This window comes from Pannonibacter sp. I15F10I1, assembly GCF_900185665.1.
In the GTDB taxonomy this organism is placed as follows: Bacteria; Pseudomonadota; Alphaproteobacteria; order Rhizobiales; family Stappiaceae; genus Pannonibacter; species Pannonibacter indicus.
This window is the reverse complement of record NZ_FYAN01000015.1, coordinates 1-18,976: the sequence shown is the minus strand read 5'-3', so window position 1 is coordinate 18,976 and position 18,976 is coordinate 1. Positions and strand designations below refer to the sequence as shown.

The window sequence follows — 18,976 nt, the reverse complement described above, 5'->3', positions numbered from 1 at the left end:
CCCGGCGCGGCATTGGGCAAATCTGCCGCCTGCACAGCATTTGCGCAAAAATAAGTATCATCCCGTAAAAATTCGTTTGCATACATACAAATTTTTTGCTCAACTCATGTCAACGCTCCCCCGAGAGAGCGATCCAGAGGGTACCATGACCAACACGTTCTGCCTGACCGTGAACGGGGCACGCCATGTGCTGCCGCATCCGGAAGACCGCACGCTTCTCGACATCCTGCGCAGCGAGCTGAAGCTGACGGGGGCGAAGTATGGCTGCGGCATGGCCCAGTGCGGGGCTTGTACCGTGCTGGTGGACGGCAGACCAGCCCGCGCCTGCGTGCTGCGCGCCTCCTGCGCCGCAGGTTGCGAGGTCACCACACTGGAAGGCCTCGCCGATGCTGACACCGGCGCGCTTTCCCCCGTGCAGCAAGGCTTTCTGGAATGTGAGGGCGCACAGTGCGGCTATTGCCTCAACGGCATGGTGATGACCGCGACCGCCCTTCTGGCAGACAATCCCAGCCCCTCACGCGAGGAAATCCGCGCAGCCCTGCGCCATAACCTGTGCCGCTGCGGCACCCATCTGGAAATCATCGCCTCCGTCGAGCGCGCTGCCGAACTCCTGCGCGGAGGCGCATCATGAGCCCCGCCGCCCCTGCCCTCATCATCCACGAGGACCGGCCCAATGGCCGCGCCGTCTATCTGCATGTTGCGGCAGACGGCAGCGCCACCGGCTTCAACGGCCATGTGGATCTTGGCACCGGCATCGAGACCGCTCTGGCGCAGATCGTGGCCGAAGAGCTGGATCTGCCGCTTGGGTCCGTCCGCATGGTGCTGGGCGATACGGCGCTGACGCCGGATCAGGGGCCGACGATTGCCTCCGAAACCATTCAGGTGGCCGCCATCCCGCTGCGCCTTGCCGCCGCGCAGGCCCGTGCGGTGCTGGCCGCAGAGGCCGCCCGCCGCTTCAACGCCCCGGCGGATGAGCTGCGGCTGGAGGCAGGCGCCGCCTACTGGCAGGACAAGAGCCTCACCTATGCCCAGCTGCTGGAGGGCCTCAGCCTCGATCTGCCGCTGGACCGCAACGTCCCTGTCAAGGCCCCGGCGGAGTACCGCATCGTCGGCCGGAAGACCGGGCGGCGCGACCTGCCGGAGAAGCTGCGCGGCCAGCATCCCTATATCCACGATGTGGATGTGCCCGGCATGGTGCATGGCCATGTCATCCGCCCGCCCTATGCCGGGCGCGACAGCGGCAGTTTCATCGGCCACAGCCTCACCGGCTATGACGAAGCCGCCGTGCGGGGCATGCCGGGCTTCATCGCCATCGTGCGGCAGGCGGATTTTCTGGCGGTGGTGGCGGAGCGGGCCGATCAGGCGGAGGCGATCGCTCAGGCCCTGCCCGTGCACTGGCGCATGCCGCCGGAGCTGCCGGACATGGCCAGCCTGCGCCAGACGCTGAAGGACCATCCCTCGACGCCCCGCCCGCTGGACCAGACCGGCGATTTCGCCCGTGGCATTGGCGAATGCGATGTGGCGCGTGAGCGCACCTATGTCTGGCCCTATCACGAGCACGGCTCCATCGGCCCGTCCTGCGCCATTGCCGACTGGGCGGAGGGGCAGCCGGTGGTCTGGTCCGGCACGCAGAACCCGCACATGCTGCGCGGTGATCTCGCCGTGCTGGTGGATCTGCCGCCGGAAGCCATCGAGATCCGCCGCTATCAGGCCGCCGGCTGCTATGGCCGCAATTGCGCCGATGATGTGTGCGGCGACGCGCTGCTGCTCTCCCGCGCCATCGGCCAGCCGGTGCGCGTGCAGCTGACCCGGGCGCAGGAGCACCTGTGGGAGCCCAAGGGCGCGGCGCAGCTGATGGAAGTGCACGGCGGCATGAAGGCGGGCAGCCTGCACGCCTATGCCATCGACACCTGGTATCCCTCCAACCGCGGGCCCAATCTGGCGTTGCTGCTGACCGGGCGCGTCAGCCCCGAGCCGCGCCCTTCCGACATGGGCGACCGCACCATCATTCCGCCCTACCGGGTGCCGAACAAGCGCATCACGGTGCATGACATGGCACCCATGGTGCGCGCCGCATGGATGCGCGGCGTCTCGGCCCTGCCGAACACCTTCGCCCACGAAAGCTTCATCGACGAAATGGCTTTCGAGGCGGGGGAAGATCCGGTCGATTTCCGTCTGCGGCATCTCGATGATCCCCGGCAGGCCGATCTGGTGCGGCGCACGGCGGCAGAGGCCGGCTGGTCCGCCCGCAGCGGCCCGCGCCTGCGGCGCGAGGGGCGCATGGCCTATGGTCAGGGCTTTGCCTTTGCCACCTATGTGCATGGCACCTTCCCCGGCGTTGCCGCCGCCTCGGCCGCCTGGGTGGTGGATGTGGCGGTGGACACGCAAACGGGCGAAGTCTCCCTGACGCGCATCTTCATCGGGCAGGATCAGGGGCTTGTCATCAACCCGGACGGGGTGCGCCAGCAGATCCACGGCAACGCGGTGCAGACCGCCAGCCGCGTGATGCTGGAAGAAGTCACCTTCGACGAGATTTCCCCCACGCCGCAGAGCTGGGCGGCCTATCCGATCCAGACCTTCCCCGCCGTGCCGGACATCAGCACCATGCTGATTGCCCGGCCGGAAGACCCGCCGCTGGGTGTGGGCGAAAGCGCCGCCGTGCCAAGCGCCGCCGCCATCGCCAATGCCATTTTCGATGCCACGGGCGTGCGCATGCGCGAGGTGCCCTTCACGCCGGAAAAGATGCGCAGCGCCCTCGCCGCCCATGGCTTTGACGGTGCAGCCGCCCTGCCCGCCCCTGCTTCTGCACCGGGCAAGAAGAACCACAGCCTGCGCCGCAAGCTGCTGGGGCTGGGCACGGTGCTGGGCGGCGCGCTCACCTTCGGCGCGGTGGCCCTGCCGCTTAACCGGCCCATTGCGCCGGTGGCCCCTTCCGCTCCCGCTTCCTTCTCGGCGGAAACGCTGGAGCGCGGACGGCAGGTCTTTGCCCTTGGCAACTGCGCCAGCTGCCACACGGCGGAAGGCGGCATCGCCAATGCGGGCGGGCGGCCTGTGGTCACGCCGTTCGGCACCGTCTACAGCACCAACCTGACGCCGGACCCGGACACCGGCCTTGGCCGCTGGAGCTTCGAGGCCTTCGACCGGGCCATGCGCCACGGCATCAGCCGCGACGGGCACAATCTCTATCCGGCCTTCCCCTACACCTCTTTTGCGAAGATGTCGGGCGAAGACATGCTGGCGCTCTATGCCTTCCTGCAGACGCTTGCGCCCGTCAGTCAGGCAACGCCGCAGGCTCAGATGATCGCCCCCGCCAACCTGCGCCCGGCGCTGTCCGTGTGGAACCTGCTCTATCACGATGCAAGGCCCTTCATGCCCGAGCCGGCCAAAGGCGAGGTGTGGAACCGGGGCAAGTATCTGGTGGAAGCCGCCGGCCATTGCTCCGCCTGCCACGCCCCGCGCAATGCCGCCGGGGCCGAAATGCCGGAGCTGACGGGCGCCATGATCAAGGGCTGGTACGCGCCTGCGCTCGCCGGGGCAGAGGCCACCGCAAGAGGCTGGGACGAGGACACGCTCTTTGCCTATCTGCGGACCGGTCACTCGGAGGCAGCCACCGCCTCCGGCCCCATGGCCGAGGTGACCGCCAGCCTCACCGCCCTGCCGGACAGCGACATCCGCGCCATGGCCACCTATCTCGCCTCTCTGGGTGAAGGCGATCCGAAGGCAGCATTGGTCCCTGTTACGCTGGCCCCTGTTGCGGAAGCTTCTCCCGCGCCCGGACCGGGCAGCCGCATCTATGACAGCGCCTGCGCCGTCTGCCATGAGCCCGCCATTTCCGGAACCGTCACAGCGGCGCTCTCACCCCTCAGCCGCTCAGCCGCCCTGCGCGCGCCAAAGCCGGACGCGCTCTACTCGGTTCTGGACGAAGGCGTGCGCGCCCCCGATGGCCTTGCCTTGCGCGACATGCCCTCCTTCCACGGCGAGCTGACCGCCAGCAACCGCGAGGCGCTCGCCACCTACCTCCGCCACCGCTTCGCCCCGGACCTGCCGCCATGGTGAGAGGGGAGAGAGGAGAGTCTCCAATGGCCGCAGCGCCCCTCTCCCCCCATGCTGAACCAGCTTTTTGGCAGGGCATCTCCGCCCCCCCTCCCCCTGGTGGGGAGGGGTAAGGGGTGGGGGGCTCTGAGCCGGAAACGATATGAAAGACAGACAGATACCCGAAAAGGCATGAGGAGGAGCAGCTGTATGAAATCAATAAATACTCTGCCAGCCGGAAAGGCTTTTCCCCCCACCCCTAACCCCTCCCCACGAGGGGGAGGGGGGCGGCAACTCAGAGGCCGATGACAAAGCAAGTGCTCTCCTTTTCGTCATGGCCGGGCTTGGCCCGGCCATCTGCAAACCATTGATTTGGTTAGATCCTCGGCACAAGGCCGAGGATGACGACGGAGAGGCCGAAGGTTTGTCATCAGTCCGGGGGGCTGAAACGCCGTGCCAAGAAGGTAAGCCATAACGAGTAGTGCCCCCCAAACACACGGAACCAAGGTCAACGCATACCCATATTGTTAGTATACAAACAAATATCTGACACAGAGAGGACAGACCCATGACAGACGCAATTGAAAGGGTGGAAATCGCCGTCATCGGTGCCGGGCTTGGCGGGGCGGCTGCGGCGGCGCTGCTGGCCGGGGCCGGGTTTTCGGTGCATACGTTCGAGCAGGCACCGGTCTTCACCCGGCTGGGTGCGGGCATTCACATTGGCCCCAACGTGATGAAGATCTTCCGCCGCATCGGCATCGAGAAGACGCTGGAGTCCATCGGCTCGCACCCGGACTTCTGGTTCTCCCGCGATGGCAACACGGGTGACTATCTCTCGCGCATTCCGCTGGGCGACTATGGCCGCCGCGAATATGGCGCCTCCTACATCACCATCCACCGGGGCGACATGCACGCGGTGCAGATCGACGCCCTGCCGCAGGACCGGGTGCATTTCGGCCACAAGCTGATTGCCATCGAGGAGCGCGAGAGCGACGTTCTGCTGACCTTCGAGAACGGCCGCAAGATCGCCGCCGGGCTGGTGGTGGGTGCCGATGGCATCAATTCCATGATCCGCGAAATGCTGCTGGGGCCGGAAAAGCCGCGCTTCTCCGGCTGGGTCGGGCACCGGGCGCTGGTCAACATGGACAAGCTGCGCGCCTCGGGGCTTCAGTTCGAGGCCTGCGTCAAGTGGTGGTGGGAAGCCTCGCGCCACATCATGGCCTATGCCACCAAGGGCGATGGCAGCGAATATTACTATGTCACCGGCGTGCCGGTGGATGGCTGGGAGCATGAGACGAGCTTCGTCGACAGCTCCCGCGAGGAGATGGAAGCCATCTTCGGCGGCTCGCACCCGGTGGTGCAGGCGCTGATCGATGCCACGGAGACCGTGACCAAATGGCCGTTCTGGAACCGTGATCCGCTGAACCTGTGGAGCCGTGGCCGCCTCGTCATGCTGGGCGATGCCTGCCATCCGATGCGCCCGCACATGGCGCAGGGCGCCTGCATGGCCATCGAGGATGCCGCCGTGCTGACCCGGTGCCTTGAGGAAACCGGCACCAGCGGCTACCGCGAGGCCTTCGCCCTCTACGAAGCCACCCGCCGTGACCGCGCCACGAAAGTGCAGACCATCTCCAACGCCAACACCTGGCTGAAGGAGCCGGAGGACCCGGCCTGGGTCTATGCCTACGACCCGCTGACCGCGCAACTCGGCTGACAAAAAAACCCCACCGCAGGCTTTGCGGCCTGCGGCGGGGTTCCTGTTTTCAAGGACTGTGCGGGACGGCAAGACGGCGTTCTGCAGGCTGTTGACAAATCTGCAGCTTCTCCATCGTCATCCTCGGCCTTGTGCCGAGGATCTATACAGATCGATTGTCTGCAGATGGCCGGGACAAGCCCGGCCATGACGAAAGAGAAGAATGCCTACTTTGTCATCAACCTGATACTGTCAGGTGACAGCCGCCATCCTGCCTCAGAAGGCGTGCGAAATGCGGAAGGACAGGTTGTAGCCTTCCGGCCGGTTCCGTGTGCCAAATTCCTTGTAGGCATGGAAGTTGACCGCCGGGAGGCCCGGCTCGAACCAGGCGATGGCAGGGCCTGCGGCGAAGGCGCGGCTGCGGTTGCCCTTGACGATGCCCTGCCCCTTGTCGTCGGTCAGCTGCTGATAGGCATAGCCGCCGGCGCCAATCGTCCAGGCACCCAGCGACTTGCCCACGGCGAATTCCTGCTTGTACTCGATGCCGCTGGTGTAATTGGTGGCCCGGTTGACCGTGTTGAAGGAAATCTCGATGCGCGAGGAGACTTCCCAGCCGCTGTCGAACAGGTAGGTCACACCGGCAGTGGGTGCAAAGGTCCAGTGGTTGACACCGGCCGAGAAGGGATTGTTCACGTCATAGTGGCCGGTCGGCGCCTGAATCTGGAACGCGGTGTTCACATACCAGTTCTTCGTCAGATCCCACTGCAGGATCAGCGGGATGAACCCGGCATCCCCAATGTTGAAATCCTTGTCCGCAATCTTCTGCCCCACATCGAAGGAGCCGTTCAGGTTCATGAGCGGCACTGCGACACCGAAGCCATAGGCGGCGCCCAGCAGCTTGAATTCGGTCATCTTGATGTAGGACAGCGTCACGGAGGTGACGTCCAGCTGCAGATCGACACCATTGTCCTTGCCGAAGACATCCTTGCCCTTGTTGGCGGTGTAATGCATCACCTGCAGGCCAAAAGCGCCGTAAGGTGTCGGCGGCGGCGACATGCCCGCGCCGAAGTCGAACAGGCCGAAGGGCGTAATGGTGGCTCCACCTTCCACCGCCGATGCATCCTGAGCCCCGGACAGAACGGCAAGCAGAGCTGCACCCGCCAGAACCGTCTTTCCTGCGATATCTTTAACCTTCATTGTTCCCCACTGTGTTTTTCCGGTTAAGTAGGAAAACCTAGACACAGTGGGCTGAACGCCGTTATCCGAGATCGGCACTCTCCCTGCCGCCCTCGTCAAAAACCGCAGTATTTCCGGAAGTGATGCCGGAATTCCCCAGCGTTTCGGAGGGCAATTCGCCAAACTGGGCCTTGTAGTCCCGGCTGAAGTGGCTCCAGTGCCAGAAGCCCCAGCGGGCGGCGATATCGCCGATGGTCTCACGCCGGACCTCTTTCCGGGCGGCCACCAGCGCCTCGCGCACCCTGGCAAGGCGCACCGACTTCAGCACCTGCACGGCGCTCTTGCCGTAGACCTTCGTGAAGCAAAGCTGCATGTAGCGGCGGCTGACCCCGAGGCGCTGGCACAGTTCCAGCACCGAGCAGGCTTCAAGCCCGCCTTCCAGCACCAGCTCCAGCGCCGCATCGGTGACCTGCACATGCGCCCGGCTGGCCGGTCCGGGCTGAAAACCGGAGAGGGTGACAAGGTCGAGAACGGAGAGGAGAAGATCCTCCCCGGCGCGGATGCAGGCCGCACCGGGCAGCGCGTGGCCCAAGCCCATGACTGCCCCGAACAGCGCCCGCACCCCGGTCAGCTTTTCGGGCGCGATGAACAGGGTCTTGTGGCGGGACAGCGCCTCGGCCAGTTCTCCGCCGCCCGCCAGCAGGCAGGCCTGGCCGAACCATTCGTCGTCAAAGGCGAGGCAGGCGAGATCCACATAGCCTGACGTCACCACATCCGGGTGGCCGCTTCCGTCCGCCAGCAGCCCGGCCATGGCCGGGATGTCGCGCCCGCCCGCCTTGGCGATGCCTTCGGCGGCAAGGGGAAAGGCGAAGACCAGCGGCGAACGGCAGGAGGCCAGCCCCCGTTTCAGCAGCGACTGGTCCACGGTTTCGCGCAGAAGCTGGACATGATTGAGGTTCAGCACCTGAACCGAAGCGGACAGCCGCCCGGGCGAGAGCTGGACATATTCCGCCGGCCACCCCGGCGTGAGCTGGGCAAATTGAACCGGATCATCTGCCGTCAAAACGGCAGGTGGACACGCCTGTGGCGTGGCAGATCGTTCCAGCAGCATGCAGCCCCCCTCCAAGCTGATACCCGCAGATAAAATCCAGGCACTTTCTGTCTGTTTGTCTTGGTGCGCAGTTTCCCTCTGGCTTTATTCACCAAGACAAGACAAAATAGAAAATCCCGGAAACAAGATCCACCTATTCATTATCTTGTCTCATATATTTTGCAATAGGCCGGAAAAGTATCGCTTGAAACCTTCGGCGGCATCTAAGCTCAAAGAGTTTGGGCTGGCAGAGATTGCGTGCCTGCCGTTACTTGAACCACCGCTTTTTCAGAAGTCTTGTGAGGTTGCCAACAAGGCGGGCCATATGGTCTAGGGGGCAGCCGGTGGGGGACAGGTGGAGGCTCGCTCCACGAGATGACAGGCGAGTTCGATCCGCCGGACGGGATTGATCCGGCCTGCGATACTGTCGCTCAGAAGGTCAAGGGCCGCGGCCCCAATTTCGCGCATCGGCAGGTGCATGGTGGTGAGCGGCGGGTTGATGAAGGCCGCCTGCGGCAGGTCGTCCATGCCGACCACCGAGATATCTGCGGGCACCGAGAACCCCGCCTTCTGCATCGCCATGATGGCACCGGCGGCGAGACTGTCGCCAGCCGTCACAACGGCGGTAAAGTCCTGTCCGTTCTCAGCCAGCCTCTGCCCGATGGCCTGCGCCGCCAGTTCCGGCAGCCAGTCGTCCACCGTCACGACCATGCGTTCCGAATGATCGAGCCCCTTCAGCCGCAGCGCATCCTGCCAGCCTTCCTTGCGGTGCTCGATCGTGCGCCGCCCCGGCCGCATGAGAAACAGGATGCGCCTGTGGCCAAGCTGGATGAGATGATCGGTGGCGAGCCGCGCCGCGGACCGGTTGCAGGGCGTGACGCTGGAGAGCCGCATCAGCGGATCATGGCCATTCAGCAGCACGACGGGTTTCGGGAAATCGCGCGTGGCCGCGAGCATCGCCTCGTCATCGACCGTGAGGAACAGCAGGCCGGCGGTCTCCGGATCTTCGCGCGCGTCTTGCAGCAGCTGTTTCTCGTCTGCCCGGTCTGTCACGGCTCGCGTGACGATCTCAAGGCCGAGAGCCGAAGCGCGTTCCTTCAGTCCTTCCAGCACATAGAGCGTGAACTGGTTGCGGACGTAATCGATCATCGCCGCACTGGAGGCAGCCAGGATGACCTTCCGTCCGGCAAGAGCGGCAGGAACGGCATAGTTCACCTGCTTGGCCGCGGCGAGCACCTTCTCCCGGATATCCGGCCGGACACCCTTCTCCCCGGCCAGCGCACGCGAGGCTGTGCTGAGCGACACGCCGCAGGCGCCCGCCACATCTTCCAGCGTGATGCGCCGGTTCTTTTTGGCCCGTTTTCCCGGCAGAGGCTTGAGGTTCATGGCAATCTCCCTCGCGCAAACTGCAAAAAATTTTCAGCTTGCGCAATCTTTTTTCTCAGTGTTCTGCTTGGGCCTCAAGACATGACCGCCTTGGGAGAGGCGGAAGGCGGGAGGACTTCATGGCTTTGAATGGCGCAACCATTCTCACCAATCTTGACCGGCTGGTGGCCGGCATGACCGGCTTGAAACACGACGGCCGCTTTCACGAGCCCAATCTCGATGGTACCGCCGGAGACTACATTTCCTTCGACAGCTGGGAATGGCCGCAGGGTGTCGGCCTCTACGGTCTGATCCGGCTCTGGCAGTTCACTGGCCGGGACGATCTCAAGGCGCTGATCGAGGGCTGGTACGAGACGCGGCTCGCCGCAGGCCTGCCGCCGCTGAACGTCAACACCACCGCGCCGATGCTCGGTCTCTCTGTTCTCTGGCGCGAAACGCAGGACGCCCGCTGGAAAGCGCCGCTCGATGCCTGGGCGGACCGGGTGATCGCGGAGATGGGCCGCACGGAGGAAGGCGCCTTCGAGCACCACGTCTCCGACAAGGTGAATGACGGCGAACTCTGGGACGATACCCTCTACATGGTCGCGCTGTTCCTGGCCTCCTACGGTCAGGCAAGCGGCCGGCAGGAACTGGTGGACGAGGCGGCACGCCAATTCCTCGTCCACACCCGCTACCTGTCCGACGTGGAAACCGGTCTGTGGTTCCACGGCTGGACCTTCCGGGGCCGGCACAATTTCGCCCGCGCCCGCTGGGCCCGCGGCAATGCCTGGATCACCGCCGGCATTCTCGACCTCTTCGACCTTGCGGACCTGCCGCGCCCGGTGAAGGATTTCCTGCTGGGCGTGCTGACGGCGCAGGTCAATGCGCTTCTGCCGCTGCAGACGGAAAGCGGCGCCTGGCGCACGCTGCTCGACGACCCGGCCTCCTACGAAGAAACATCGGCGACCGCCGGCATCGGCTACGGCCTGCTGAAAGGCTATCGTCTCGGCCTCGGCACACCGGCCTGGCGCGAAGCGGGACTGAGGGCCGTCGGGTTCGTGGTGGAGAATATCGATGCGAGCGGCACGGTGCAGAACGTCTCCTACGGCACGCGCATGGGCCACGACCTGCAGTTCTACAAGGACATCCCCATCCAGCCGACCGGTTATGGCCAGGCGCTGTCGATCCTCTGCCTGTCGGAGGCGCTGAGCCACGTGGATGCTGAGGAGAAGGCCGCATGAGCATGCGCGTTCTCTACGGAGCTTCCCCCGATGACATCAAGACCTACGATACGGACCGCCTGCGTCAGGCCTTCCTGATCGAGGATCTGTTTCGCGAAGGCCAGGTCAACTTTGTCTACACCCACGTCGACCGGCTGATCCTCGGCGGTGCGGTGCCGGTCACATCGCCGCTCGGCTTCGGGTCCGGCGAGGATATCGGCACACCCTGCCTCCTGTCCGCGCGCGAGATGGGTATTGCCAATCTCGGCGGCGCAGGCTCCGTGACGGTCGATGGCGAGACCTTTGATCTCGACAATCGCGACGTCCTTTATGTGGGGCGCGGCGCGCAGGCGCTCGAGGTCCGGTCCGCCGATCCGGAACAACCGGCGCGCTTCTACATGAATTCGGTCCCCGCGGGCGCAGATCATCCGCATCGCCTGATCACGCGGGCGGAATCGAAGCTTCTGGAACTCGGCGAGGAGAAACGCTCCAACAAGCGCAAGCTGCGCATGTACATCCACCCGCAGGTGGCGCCCTCATGCCTGCTGCTGATGGGCATTACCGATCTCGCCGAAGGCAGTGTCTGGAACACCATGCCGCCGCATCTGCATGAACGGCGGATGGAGGCCTATTGCTACTTCGGCATGGGTGCGGAAGACCGTGTCATCCATCTGATGGGACGGCCGGACCAGACACGCAACCTGATCGTTGCCAATGGCGATGCGGTGCTTTCACCGGCCTGGTCGATCCACATGGGGGCCGGCACCGGCCCTTACGCCTTCGTCTGGGGCATGACCGGCGAAAACCAGGAATACAACGATGTAACCCCGGTGGCCGTGGCGGATCTGAAATGACGGCTGAACAGACCTACATGCGAAAGCCCCTCAGCGCCGGTGAGCCGGTGCGCTACTGGCAGCTGGGGCCGGTGATGGAAGAGCGTTTCGACACGCCTGACCAGCCGATGAAGGGGGAGATGGACCCCTTCTTTTTCCTCACCAAACACAAGAACTTCATTCCGCACGAATATCCCTGCCGGACGATCTTTGCTGAAACCTATCGCGGCAAGCGCCCGGATGTGCGCGGCGCATTTCAGCCCGCCCGCTGGTGGCTGCCCTTCGGTTCGCCGCGCGTCGATCTCTCCGGTTTCTGGTTCCGCCCAACACGGCTCGCCACCTGGGCCCGCACCCGCATCGAGGTGCCCGAAGCGGGCCCGGCCAGGATCCGGCTCGGCACCTGCGGCGGCGCGGTCCTGTTCCTCAACGGCCAGGAAACCGGCTGGATGGCGCCCTATGGCCGCAATCTCGAAACGAAGCAGGAATTCGAGCTGCCACTGAAGGCCGGGCTCAACGAGGTGACGCTGTTCTTCGACGATCTGGCAGAGCGCGACGCCCGTTATTTTTTCCAGTTCGACTATCTGGCCGGACCGGCCGCCCAGGTTGCGATGCCGGTGCCGGTCGAAGGCTCCGTGGCCGAAAGCATCGAGGCTGCCCTGGAGGGCATGCATCTCGACCGCCCCGCGTATTTCTCCGGCGATATCACGCTGCTCTTCGCCAAGCCGCTGCCGGTGGCCGTAGGCGTCAATGTCACGATCGAGGGCGATTTTATCTCCCGCGAACGCTTCGATCTTGATTTCAAGCTGGAGGCCGGAGCCACCCGCCTCAATCTGGGTCCCGCCGAACAGGTGCCCGCCGATTTCCACCATTTCCGCATTGCCCTCGATACCGGCGGTTTCGTGGCCGCACGTCCGCTCGGCGTCGAAATCTGCCATGCGGAGCGTCAGGGTCCGGCGCCCGCCACCCTTGCCGGCCGGATCCGCGAAACGCTGGATACGGTCTCCTGCCATTCCGAGCGTGATACCGTGTGCGCCTTTGCCCGCCTCGCGAGCGGCCGGGCCGGTGCCGATACGGACGCGATGATCGAGGAGATCCTGCCCTCGATCGAGGACTGCCACGACTGCGCCGATTTCTCGCTGGTGCCGCTCATCTGGTCGCGCACCGTGTGGGGCAACGATATCAACAGCAAGACCCGCGACCGCATCGACCGTGCCATCCTCAACTTCCGCTACTGGATGGATGAGCCGGGCAATGACGTGCAGTGGTATTTTTCCGAAAACCACGCCCTGCTGTTCCATACCGCCAGCTATCTCGCCGGCCATCTGCTCCCCGGGGCGACCTTCGTCCGCTCCGGCCGCAAGGGCGCCGAGCAGTCGAAGATTGGTGCCGCGCGGGTTCGCGCCTGGCTCGACCACTTCGAGCACTGGGAAATGGCGGAGTTCAACTCGGCCCCCTATTTCCCGATCGATCTGAAGGGCCTCACAGCACTCGCAGCGCTCGCCCCGGACGAGGATATTGCCGCGCGGGCCAGGGCCGGCATCATCCGGCTCTGCGAGATCATCGCCCGCTCCGCCCATCATGGCATGATGACCGCGGCGCAGGGGCGCTCCTACGAACATACGCTGTGTGCTGGCCGCTCGCTGGAACTCTCGGGAGTGACGCGCCTGCTCTGGGGCAAGGGCTGGTACGGGCGCCGGGTCCATGCCCTGCCGCAGCTCGCCGTCTGCCTGCGCGACCACGGCCTCGAGGTGCCCGGCGAACTGCTGGCGGTTGCCAGCCATCGCGGGCCGTCCCACCAGGAATGGCGTTTTGCCCAGGGCCAGGAAGGGTTTGCCGCGCTCTACCACTACAAGGGTGAGCATTATGCCATGGGCTCCGCCGTGCATTACCGCTGGAAGGACTGGGGCTATCAGGAGACGGTCCTGCACCTGCGCATCGGCGAAAAGCCGGAAGCCGCGATCTGGATCAACCATCCGGGCGAGGTCATCCAGCTCGGTTACGGGCGCCCGTCCTACTGGGGCGGTTGTGGCACGGTGCCGAGAGTGCAACAGTATCGCGGGCTGGCGATCGTCGGCTTCGACGTGCATGAGGACCAGCCGGAATTTTCACACGCCTGGTTCCCGCGTGCAGAATTCGAGGAAAGCCGTGTGTCTGCAAACCGGGCCTTGGCCCGCAGCGGCAAGGGCGTCGCGGTTCTGATCGGCAGTGGCGAACTTCTGCCGGTCGGGGAGGGACCGTCAGCCGGCACGGAACTGAGGCTTGCGGGGCGCAAGACACGCTGGATCGTGCGGCTGGCGGAAACCGGAGATCTCGCCGCGGCGGAGGCGCGCTATGCTGACTTGACGGCAGAGATGTCGGAGGATGGAACAATTACCGTCAACGATCCGGACTATGGTCCCGTCAGGTTCCTGGCCGATGGATCGGTGAATGCGGAAGGCCGCACCCTGCGCCGGGAAGACTATACCGTGAAGGGTGAGGCCATCATGCTTTGAGCAACCGGGGTGGATGGAGGATCTGCCCCACAAGGAGGAGGAAAGAGCATGGCATTGAAATCACTTCTTGCTGCATCGGCCCTGGCGCTGATGGCAACCACCGCCCATGCCGGCGATGTGCGCATCATGTGGTATTCGGACGGCATCGAAGGGGAAGTGTTCCAGGACCTGATCAACCGGTTCATGAAGGAAAACCCGGGCATCAACGTCATCGTGGACAATGTCGCCTACAGCGTCATCAAGGAACAGCTGCCGGTGCAGCTGGAAGCCGGCAACGGCCCCGATATCGCCCGCGTCACCTCGATCAAGGATCTTTCCAAACACTGGCTCGACCTTCGTCCGCTGGTGGCCGACGCCAAGTATTGGGACGAAAACTTCGGCGCCAATGCCGACTGGATGCGCCCGGACGGATCGGACCAGATCTCCGGCTTCATGACGCAGCTGACGCTGACCGGCGGTTTTGCCAACAAGACGCTGTTCGAGCAGGCGGGCGTGCCGCTGCCCGGCCCGGAAGCCACCTGGGATGACTGGGCGGACGCTGCCAGGAAGGTCGCAGCCAGCCAGCAGATCCCCTACCCGATGGCGATGGACCGTTCCGGCCACCGCATCACCGGGCCGGCCATATCCTATGGTGCCAACTACATCGGCGCCGATGGCAAGCCGCAGCCGCTGGACGAAGGTGCCAAGGCCTATCTCGGCAAGTTCATCGACTGGTCGAAAGACGGCACCATGTCGAAGGACATCTGGGTGTCAGCCGCCGGCCAGTCGTACCGCGCCGGCGCCGACGACTTCATCAACGGTCAGGTCGCCTTCTACTATGCCGGCTCCTGGCAGGTGCCGAACTTCGCCAACAAGATCGGCGACAATTTCGACTGGGTGGCGACCGGCAGCCCCTGCGGTCCGGCCGCCTGCACCGGGCTTCCGGGCGGCGCGGCGCTCGTGGCGGTGAAATACACCAAGAATCCGCAGGAAGTCGCCCAGGTGATGGATTACCTGGCCCGCAAGGACATCGTGAAGGAGTTCTCCGAGCGCACGCTGTTTCTGCCGGCGCACCAGGGCGTCATCGCCGAAGGCGTCAACTTCAATTCGGATAGCCAGCTGGTCAAGGACGCATTGAACACCTTCGTCAACGCCACGAAGACCACCTCCGACCTGGCGTTGAAGATGCCCGGCTGGCGCTGGTCGGACACGATGTACGGCGCAGTCGTCACCCGCATCGCGCAGGCGGTGGCCGGTGAAATGCCGGCGGAGGATGCCTTCGCGCGCATCGACAGTGATGTCGCCGAAAAGGTGAAAGCCTCCGGCCTCTGAGTCAAACCCGACCGTGAAGCACCCGCCTGCCCCTGTTCAAAAGGGGTGGGCGGCCCCTGCCCGCGTCTGGCCGCGCCTGGCCGCGCGGCGCCTGATGCATGAGGAAATGCCGCCATGGCGCAGCCACCACCCCCATCCAAGCGGCCAGCCCCGCCGCAGAAAACCGACTGGCTTTCGATGATGCTTCAGCCCGTGCATCTGCTGATGGGGCTCGCCGACCGGCCGCTCCGCTATCTGCAGAAAAAGACCGGCACCGGCGGCATGGCGGTCTTCTTCATCGCTCCGAACATGCTGATCTTCGGCCTTTTCGTGCTTTTGCCGCTGGTCATCAACCTTGTCTACTCGCTCACCGGCGGGACGGCGCTGTTTCTTGATGAACGCACCTTCGTCGGCGCCGGCCAGTACAGGCAGATCTTCAACTGCACGAACTATCTCGATCCGATGTCCTGCCAGGAGGACGCCTTCTGGACTGCCGCCGGCAACACGTTCTGGTTCGTCGTGCTGCAGGTCAGCCTGATGATCCTCGCCTCGCTGATCACGGCGCTGATCCTCAACCGCGAACTGATCGGCCGCTCCTTCTGGCGTGCCGTCTTCTTCTTCCCGGTCCTGCTGTCGCCCGTCGTCGTCGGCCTGATCTGGCGGTGGATCCTGCAGCGGCAAGGCCTGCTGAACTCGATGCTCTACCCCTTCGGCTTCGAGCCCTACACCTGGCTTTCGGACCGGACCTTTGCCTTTGGCGCTGTCGTCGGCGTTTCCATCTGGGCGCATATGGGTTTCTACACGCTGATCCTGCTTGCCGGCCTGCAGGCGATCCCGAAGGATCTCTACGAGGCCGCCGAGATGGACGGCACCAAACCCGCGCGTGTCTTCCGGCGCATCACCCTGCCGCTGCTGATGCCGAACCTGCTGGTGGTGATCGTGCTCGCTCTCATCAAGGCCGTGCAGGTGTTCGACGAGGTCTTCGTCCTGACCGGCGGCGGCCCCGGCACCAGCACGCTGTTCATCACGCAATACATCTACGAAACCGGCTTCGTCTCGCTGCCCCGCAATGCCGGTCTTGCCGCAGCCGCCTCCATCCTGATGGGCCTGGTGCTGGTGGTGCTCACGCTGATCCAGCTGGGTGCCGCCCGCAAGAACGAGAACAAGGGGAAACGCTGATGAGCACCGCAATCGCCTTCCTCACGCGCCGCAAGGGCGGCAAGGGCTGGCACTGGACGGACATTGCCACCTGGATCTGGCTGATCGGCGGCCTGCTCGTGATGTTCGGCCCTGCCGTCTGGCTGACCCTCTCCTCCTTCAAGACACCCGCAGCGCTTGCCGAGTTTCCGCCGAGCCTCCTGCCCTATGTCACCCGGCAGGTGCAGGTGGAGGGTTACGAAAAACCGCTGCCGCTGTTCAACGCAAAGCTTCCCGACGGCTCGGCGCGGGTGCTGGCGGAAGTCCGGCGTGTCGGCATCGTCAGCCAGATGGTCGATCCGCAGGCGCCGGGCGAAATCATCAAGGTCAATATCGGCGACCGCGAGCCGGTGCGCGAAGTCTCCTTTGCCACGGAGAACTACACCCAACCCTTCATGCAGTTCGATTTCTTCCGGTATCTGTGGAACTCGGTCTTCGTGACGGTGATGGCAACGCTGATCACGCTGATCGTCAACTCCATGGCCGCCTTCGCCCTGTCGAAATACGAGTTCAAGGGCCGCAATGCGGCGATGCTGGTGATCCTTGCAACGCTGATGGTGCCGCTCTCGGTCATTCTGGTGCCGCTCTATTCGATCATCTCCTCGGTCGGCCTGTTCAACAGCCTGTGGGGCGTGATCCTGCCGACGGTGGCGACACCGACCGGCGTCTTCATCCTGCGTCAGTACATGCTGACGATCCCGGACGAGTTGATCGATGCGGCGCGCATGGACAAGGCGTCCGAATGGCAGATCTACTGGCGCATCATGCTGCCGCTGACGGCGCCGGCGCTCGCCGTGCTTGCCATCTTCTCCGTCGTCTGGCGCTGGAACGATTTTCTCTGGCCTCTCATCGTGCTCTCACGGCGGGAACTCTACACGCTGCAGGTCGGCCTCTCGATCTATTCCGGCGAGCTGAACGTGCAGTGGCACTACATTCTGGCAATGACGGTCGTCACCATGATCCCGGTCGTGCTGGTCTTCATCTTCCTCCAGCGCTTCATCACCAGCGGCATTGCCGGCTCCGGGCTGAAATAGGATAGACCCATGGGTAGCATCACACTTTCCAACATCCAGAAGTCCTACGGCGCGGTGCATGTGCTGCACGACATCAACCTTGCCATAGAAGAAGGCGAATTCGTCGTCTTCGTCGGCCCCTCCGGCTGCGGCAAGTCCACGCTGCTGCGCGTCATCGCGGGCCTGGAAAAGGTGACCGGTGGCGATCTCAAGATCAACGGCACACGGGTCAACGAGGTGTCGGCCGCCGACCGCGGACTGGCCATGGTCTTCCAGTCCTATGCGCTCTATCCGCACATGACGGTGCGCCAGAACCTTGCCTTCGGGCTGGAGAATTCCGGCATGCCGAAGCCGGAGATCGCGACCCGCATCGCAGAGGCCGCGCGCATGCTGGAAATCGACAACTACATGGACCGCCGCCCCGGCCAGCTCTCCGGCGGCCAGCGCCAGCGCGTGGCGATCGGCCGGGCCATCGTGCGCCGCCCAACCGCCTTCCTGCTCGACGAACCGCTGTCCAACCTCGATGCGGAACTGCGTGTCTCCACCCGTGCGGAAATCGCGGCGCTCCATGCCCGGCTGAAGTCCACGATGATCTACGTCACCCATGACCAGGTGGAGGCGATGACGCTCGCCAACCGCATCGTCGTGATGCGCGCCGGGCGTATCGAACAGGTCGGCACACCGCTCGATCTTTACAATCAGCCCGCGAACCGGTTCGTGGCGGGCTTCATCGGCGCGCCGCATATGAACTTCATCGAGGCGGAGGTGGCGGGCAGCACGCCGGATGGCCTGACGGTCAGGGCCGCAGACGGCACGCTGATCGCCATACCGCTGGAAGGGACCGCTCTCAAGGCCGGGGAAACCGTGTCGCTGGGCATCCGGCCGCAGCATATCGAGGTTGCGGCTGGCGGCACGGCATCCGGCCTTGCAGCAAGCGTTCGCATGGTCGAGGCGCTCGGGTCGGAAACCGTCATCCATGCCGAGGCCCTGGGACAGAAGCTTCTGGCGATCGTACCCGGTCAGCACCGTTTCGCGGCAGGAGACGTCATCACGCTCCTCTGGCAAAACGCTCCGCTGCATCTCTTCGGGGCCGATGGCTCCCGGATCGGGACGGCCCAGCCTGCCTGAAAGCCCCGCTTCACAACGCCGCAAACCATTGATCTGCATGGCCTCCGGCAAGGGCCGGCAGTGTTTGCAATGGACTTCCAGTCAGGCTCCCCGGTTATGGTTTGAGGAAAGCCTGCGTTCTGGTCATTCCGGCACGGCGTTTCAGCCCCCCTCCCCCTCGTGGGGAGGGGTTAGGGGAAGCCTTTCCGGCTGGCAGAGTATCCATTGACTACTGACAGCTTCTCCTCTCCAGCTTCCTCAGGAAAAGTTCTGCTTTTCAACCCCTTGCAGGCTCAGCCCCCCACCCCTCACCCCTCCCCACCAGGGGCAGGGGAATCGCGTATGTCGAATAAGGGGTTGTTTTACTGAGGCAAATCGATTCATGAGTTCTCCGTCCCGGGAGGTTGCGATGAGTAGATTTGCCGCTTGTTTTGAAGCTTTGCCTGATCCGCGCAGCAGCAACGTGCG

The 18,976-nt window shown here is 64.4% G+C and carries 14 protein-coding genes; 10 read left to right on the top strand and 4 right to left on the bottom strand.

Annotated elements, in window-relative coordinates; translation table 11 throughout:
* The first annotated feature begins 145 nt into the window (after positions 1-145).
* From IF10I1_RS10760 to IF10I1_RS10750, 3 genes are all read left to right on the top strand, one after another.
* Positions 146-631, top strand: coding sequence for a (2Fe-2S)-binding protein (locus tag IF10I1_RS10760; RefSeq protein WP_186392259.1), 486 nt, complete (start codon positions 146-148; stop codon positions 629-631).
* The gene (locus tag IF10I1_RS10755; protein ID WP_186414962.1) at positions 628-4,056 is read left to right on the top strand and encodes a molybdopterin cofactor-binding domain-containing protein; all 3,429 of its coding nucleotides are present in this window, start codon (positions 628-630) and stop codon (positions 4,054-4,056) included. Before IF10I1_RS10760 ends, IF10I1_RS10755 begins: the two co-directional genes overlap by 4 nt.
* Positions 4,057-4,600: 544 nt before the next feature.
* Positions 4,601-5,746 (top strand): FAD-dependent monooxygenase, encoded by a 1,146-nt coding sequence (locus IF10I1_RS10750; protein ID WP_186392257.1) that lies wholly within the window; start codon positions 4,601-4,603, stop codon positions 5,744-5,746.
* A gap of 255 nt (positions 5,747-6,001) precedes the next feature.
* On the opposite strand, the gene IF10I1_RS10745 is transcribed toward IF10I1_RS10750, so the two are convergent.
* The 3 genes from IF10I1_RS10745 to IF10I1_RS10735 form a co-directional block, all read right to left on the bottom strand.
* Positions 6,002-6,922, bottom strand: coding sequence for a transporter (locus tag IF10I1_RS10745; RefSeq protein ID WP_186392256.1), 921 nt, complete (start codon positions 6,920-6,922; stop codon positions 6,002-6,004).
* A 61-nt stretch (positions 6,923-6,983) separates the two neighbouring features.
* A complete protein-coding gene (locus IF10I1_RS10740) occupies positions 6,984-8,012 on the bottom strand; it encodes a helix-turn-helix domain-containing protein (protein ID WP_186424481.1) in 1,029 nt (342 codons plus the stop codon).
* Positions 8,013-8,321: 309 nt separating this feature from the next.
* On the bottom strand, positions 8,322-9,377 hold the full coding sequence (locus tag IF10I1_RS10735; RefSeq protein WP_058901073.1) for a LacI family DNA-binding transcriptional regulator: 1,056 nt from the start codon (positions 9,375-9,377) through the stop codon (positions 8,322-8,324).
* A gap of 119 nt (positions 9,378-9,496) precedes the next feature.
* On the opposite strand from IF10I1_RS10735, the gene IF10I1_RS10730 reads away from it, so the two are divergent.
* From IF10I1_RS10730 to IF10I1_RS10700, 7 genes are all read left to right on the top strand, one after another.
* On the top strand, positions 9,497-10,597 hold the full coding sequence (locus IF10I1_RS10730; RefSeq protein WP_122523307.1) for a glycoside hydrolase family 105 protein: 1,101 nt from the start codon (positions 9,497-9,499) through the stop codon (positions 10,595-10,597).
* Positions 10,594-11,430: a 5-dehydro-4-deoxy-D-glucuronate isomerase gene (gene kduI / locus IF10I1_RS10725; protein WP_186392254.1), complete on the top strand. Its 837-nt coding sequence runs from the start codon at positions 10,594-10,596 to the stop codon at positions 11,428-11,430. Before IF10I1_RS10730 ends, kduI begins: the two co-directional genes overlap by 4 nt.
* A complete protein-coding gene (locus IF10I1_RS10720; RefSeq protein WP_186424480.1) occupies positions 11,427-13,901 on the top strand; it encodes a hypothetical protein in 2,475 nt (824 codons plus the stop codon). Before kduI ends, IF10I1_RS10720 begins: the two co-directional genes overlap by 4 nt.
* A gap of 48 nt (positions 13,902-13,949) precedes the next feature.
* Positions 13,950-15,212, top strand: coding sequence for an ABC transporter substrate-binding protein (locus IF10I1_RS10715; RefSeq protein WP_186392252.1), 1,263 nt, complete (start codon positions 13,950-13,952; stop codon positions 15,210-15,212).
* 114 nt (positions 15,213-15,326) lie between these two features.
* Positions 15,327-16,370, top strand: coding sequence for a carbohydrate ABC transporter permease (locus IF10I1_RS10710; protein WP_371328530.1), 1,044 nt, complete (start codon positions 15,327-15,329; stop codon positions 16,368-16,370).
* The gene (locus tag IF10I1_RS10705; RefSeq protein ID WP_122523301.1) at positions 16,370-17,422 is read left to right on the top strand and encodes a carbohydrate ABC transporter permease; all 1,053 of its coding nucleotides are present in this window, start codon (positions 16,370-16,372) and stop codon (positions 17,420-17,422) included. The genes IF10I1_RS10710 and IF10I1_RS10705 overlap by 1 nt, the downstream gene beginning before the upstream one ends.
* A gap of 9 nt (positions 17,423-17,431) precedes the next feature.
* Positions 17,432-18,529 carry an ABC transporter ATP-binding protein gene (locus IF10I1_RS10700; RefSeq protein ID WP_122523299.1) on the top strand — a complete coding sequence of 366 codons (1,098 nt, stop codon included), beginning with the start codon at positions 17,432-17,434 and terminating at the stop codon, positions 18,527-18,529.
* A gap of 237 nt (positions 18,530-18,766) precedes the next feature.
* On the opposite strand, the gene IF10I1_RS22850 is transcribed toward IF10I1_RS10700, so the two are convergent.
* Positions 18,767-18,976, bottom strand: a 210-nt coding sequence (locus tag IF10I1_RS22850) for a hypothetical protein (protein ID WP_208994269.1), incomplete at its 5' end; no start/stop codon positions are given.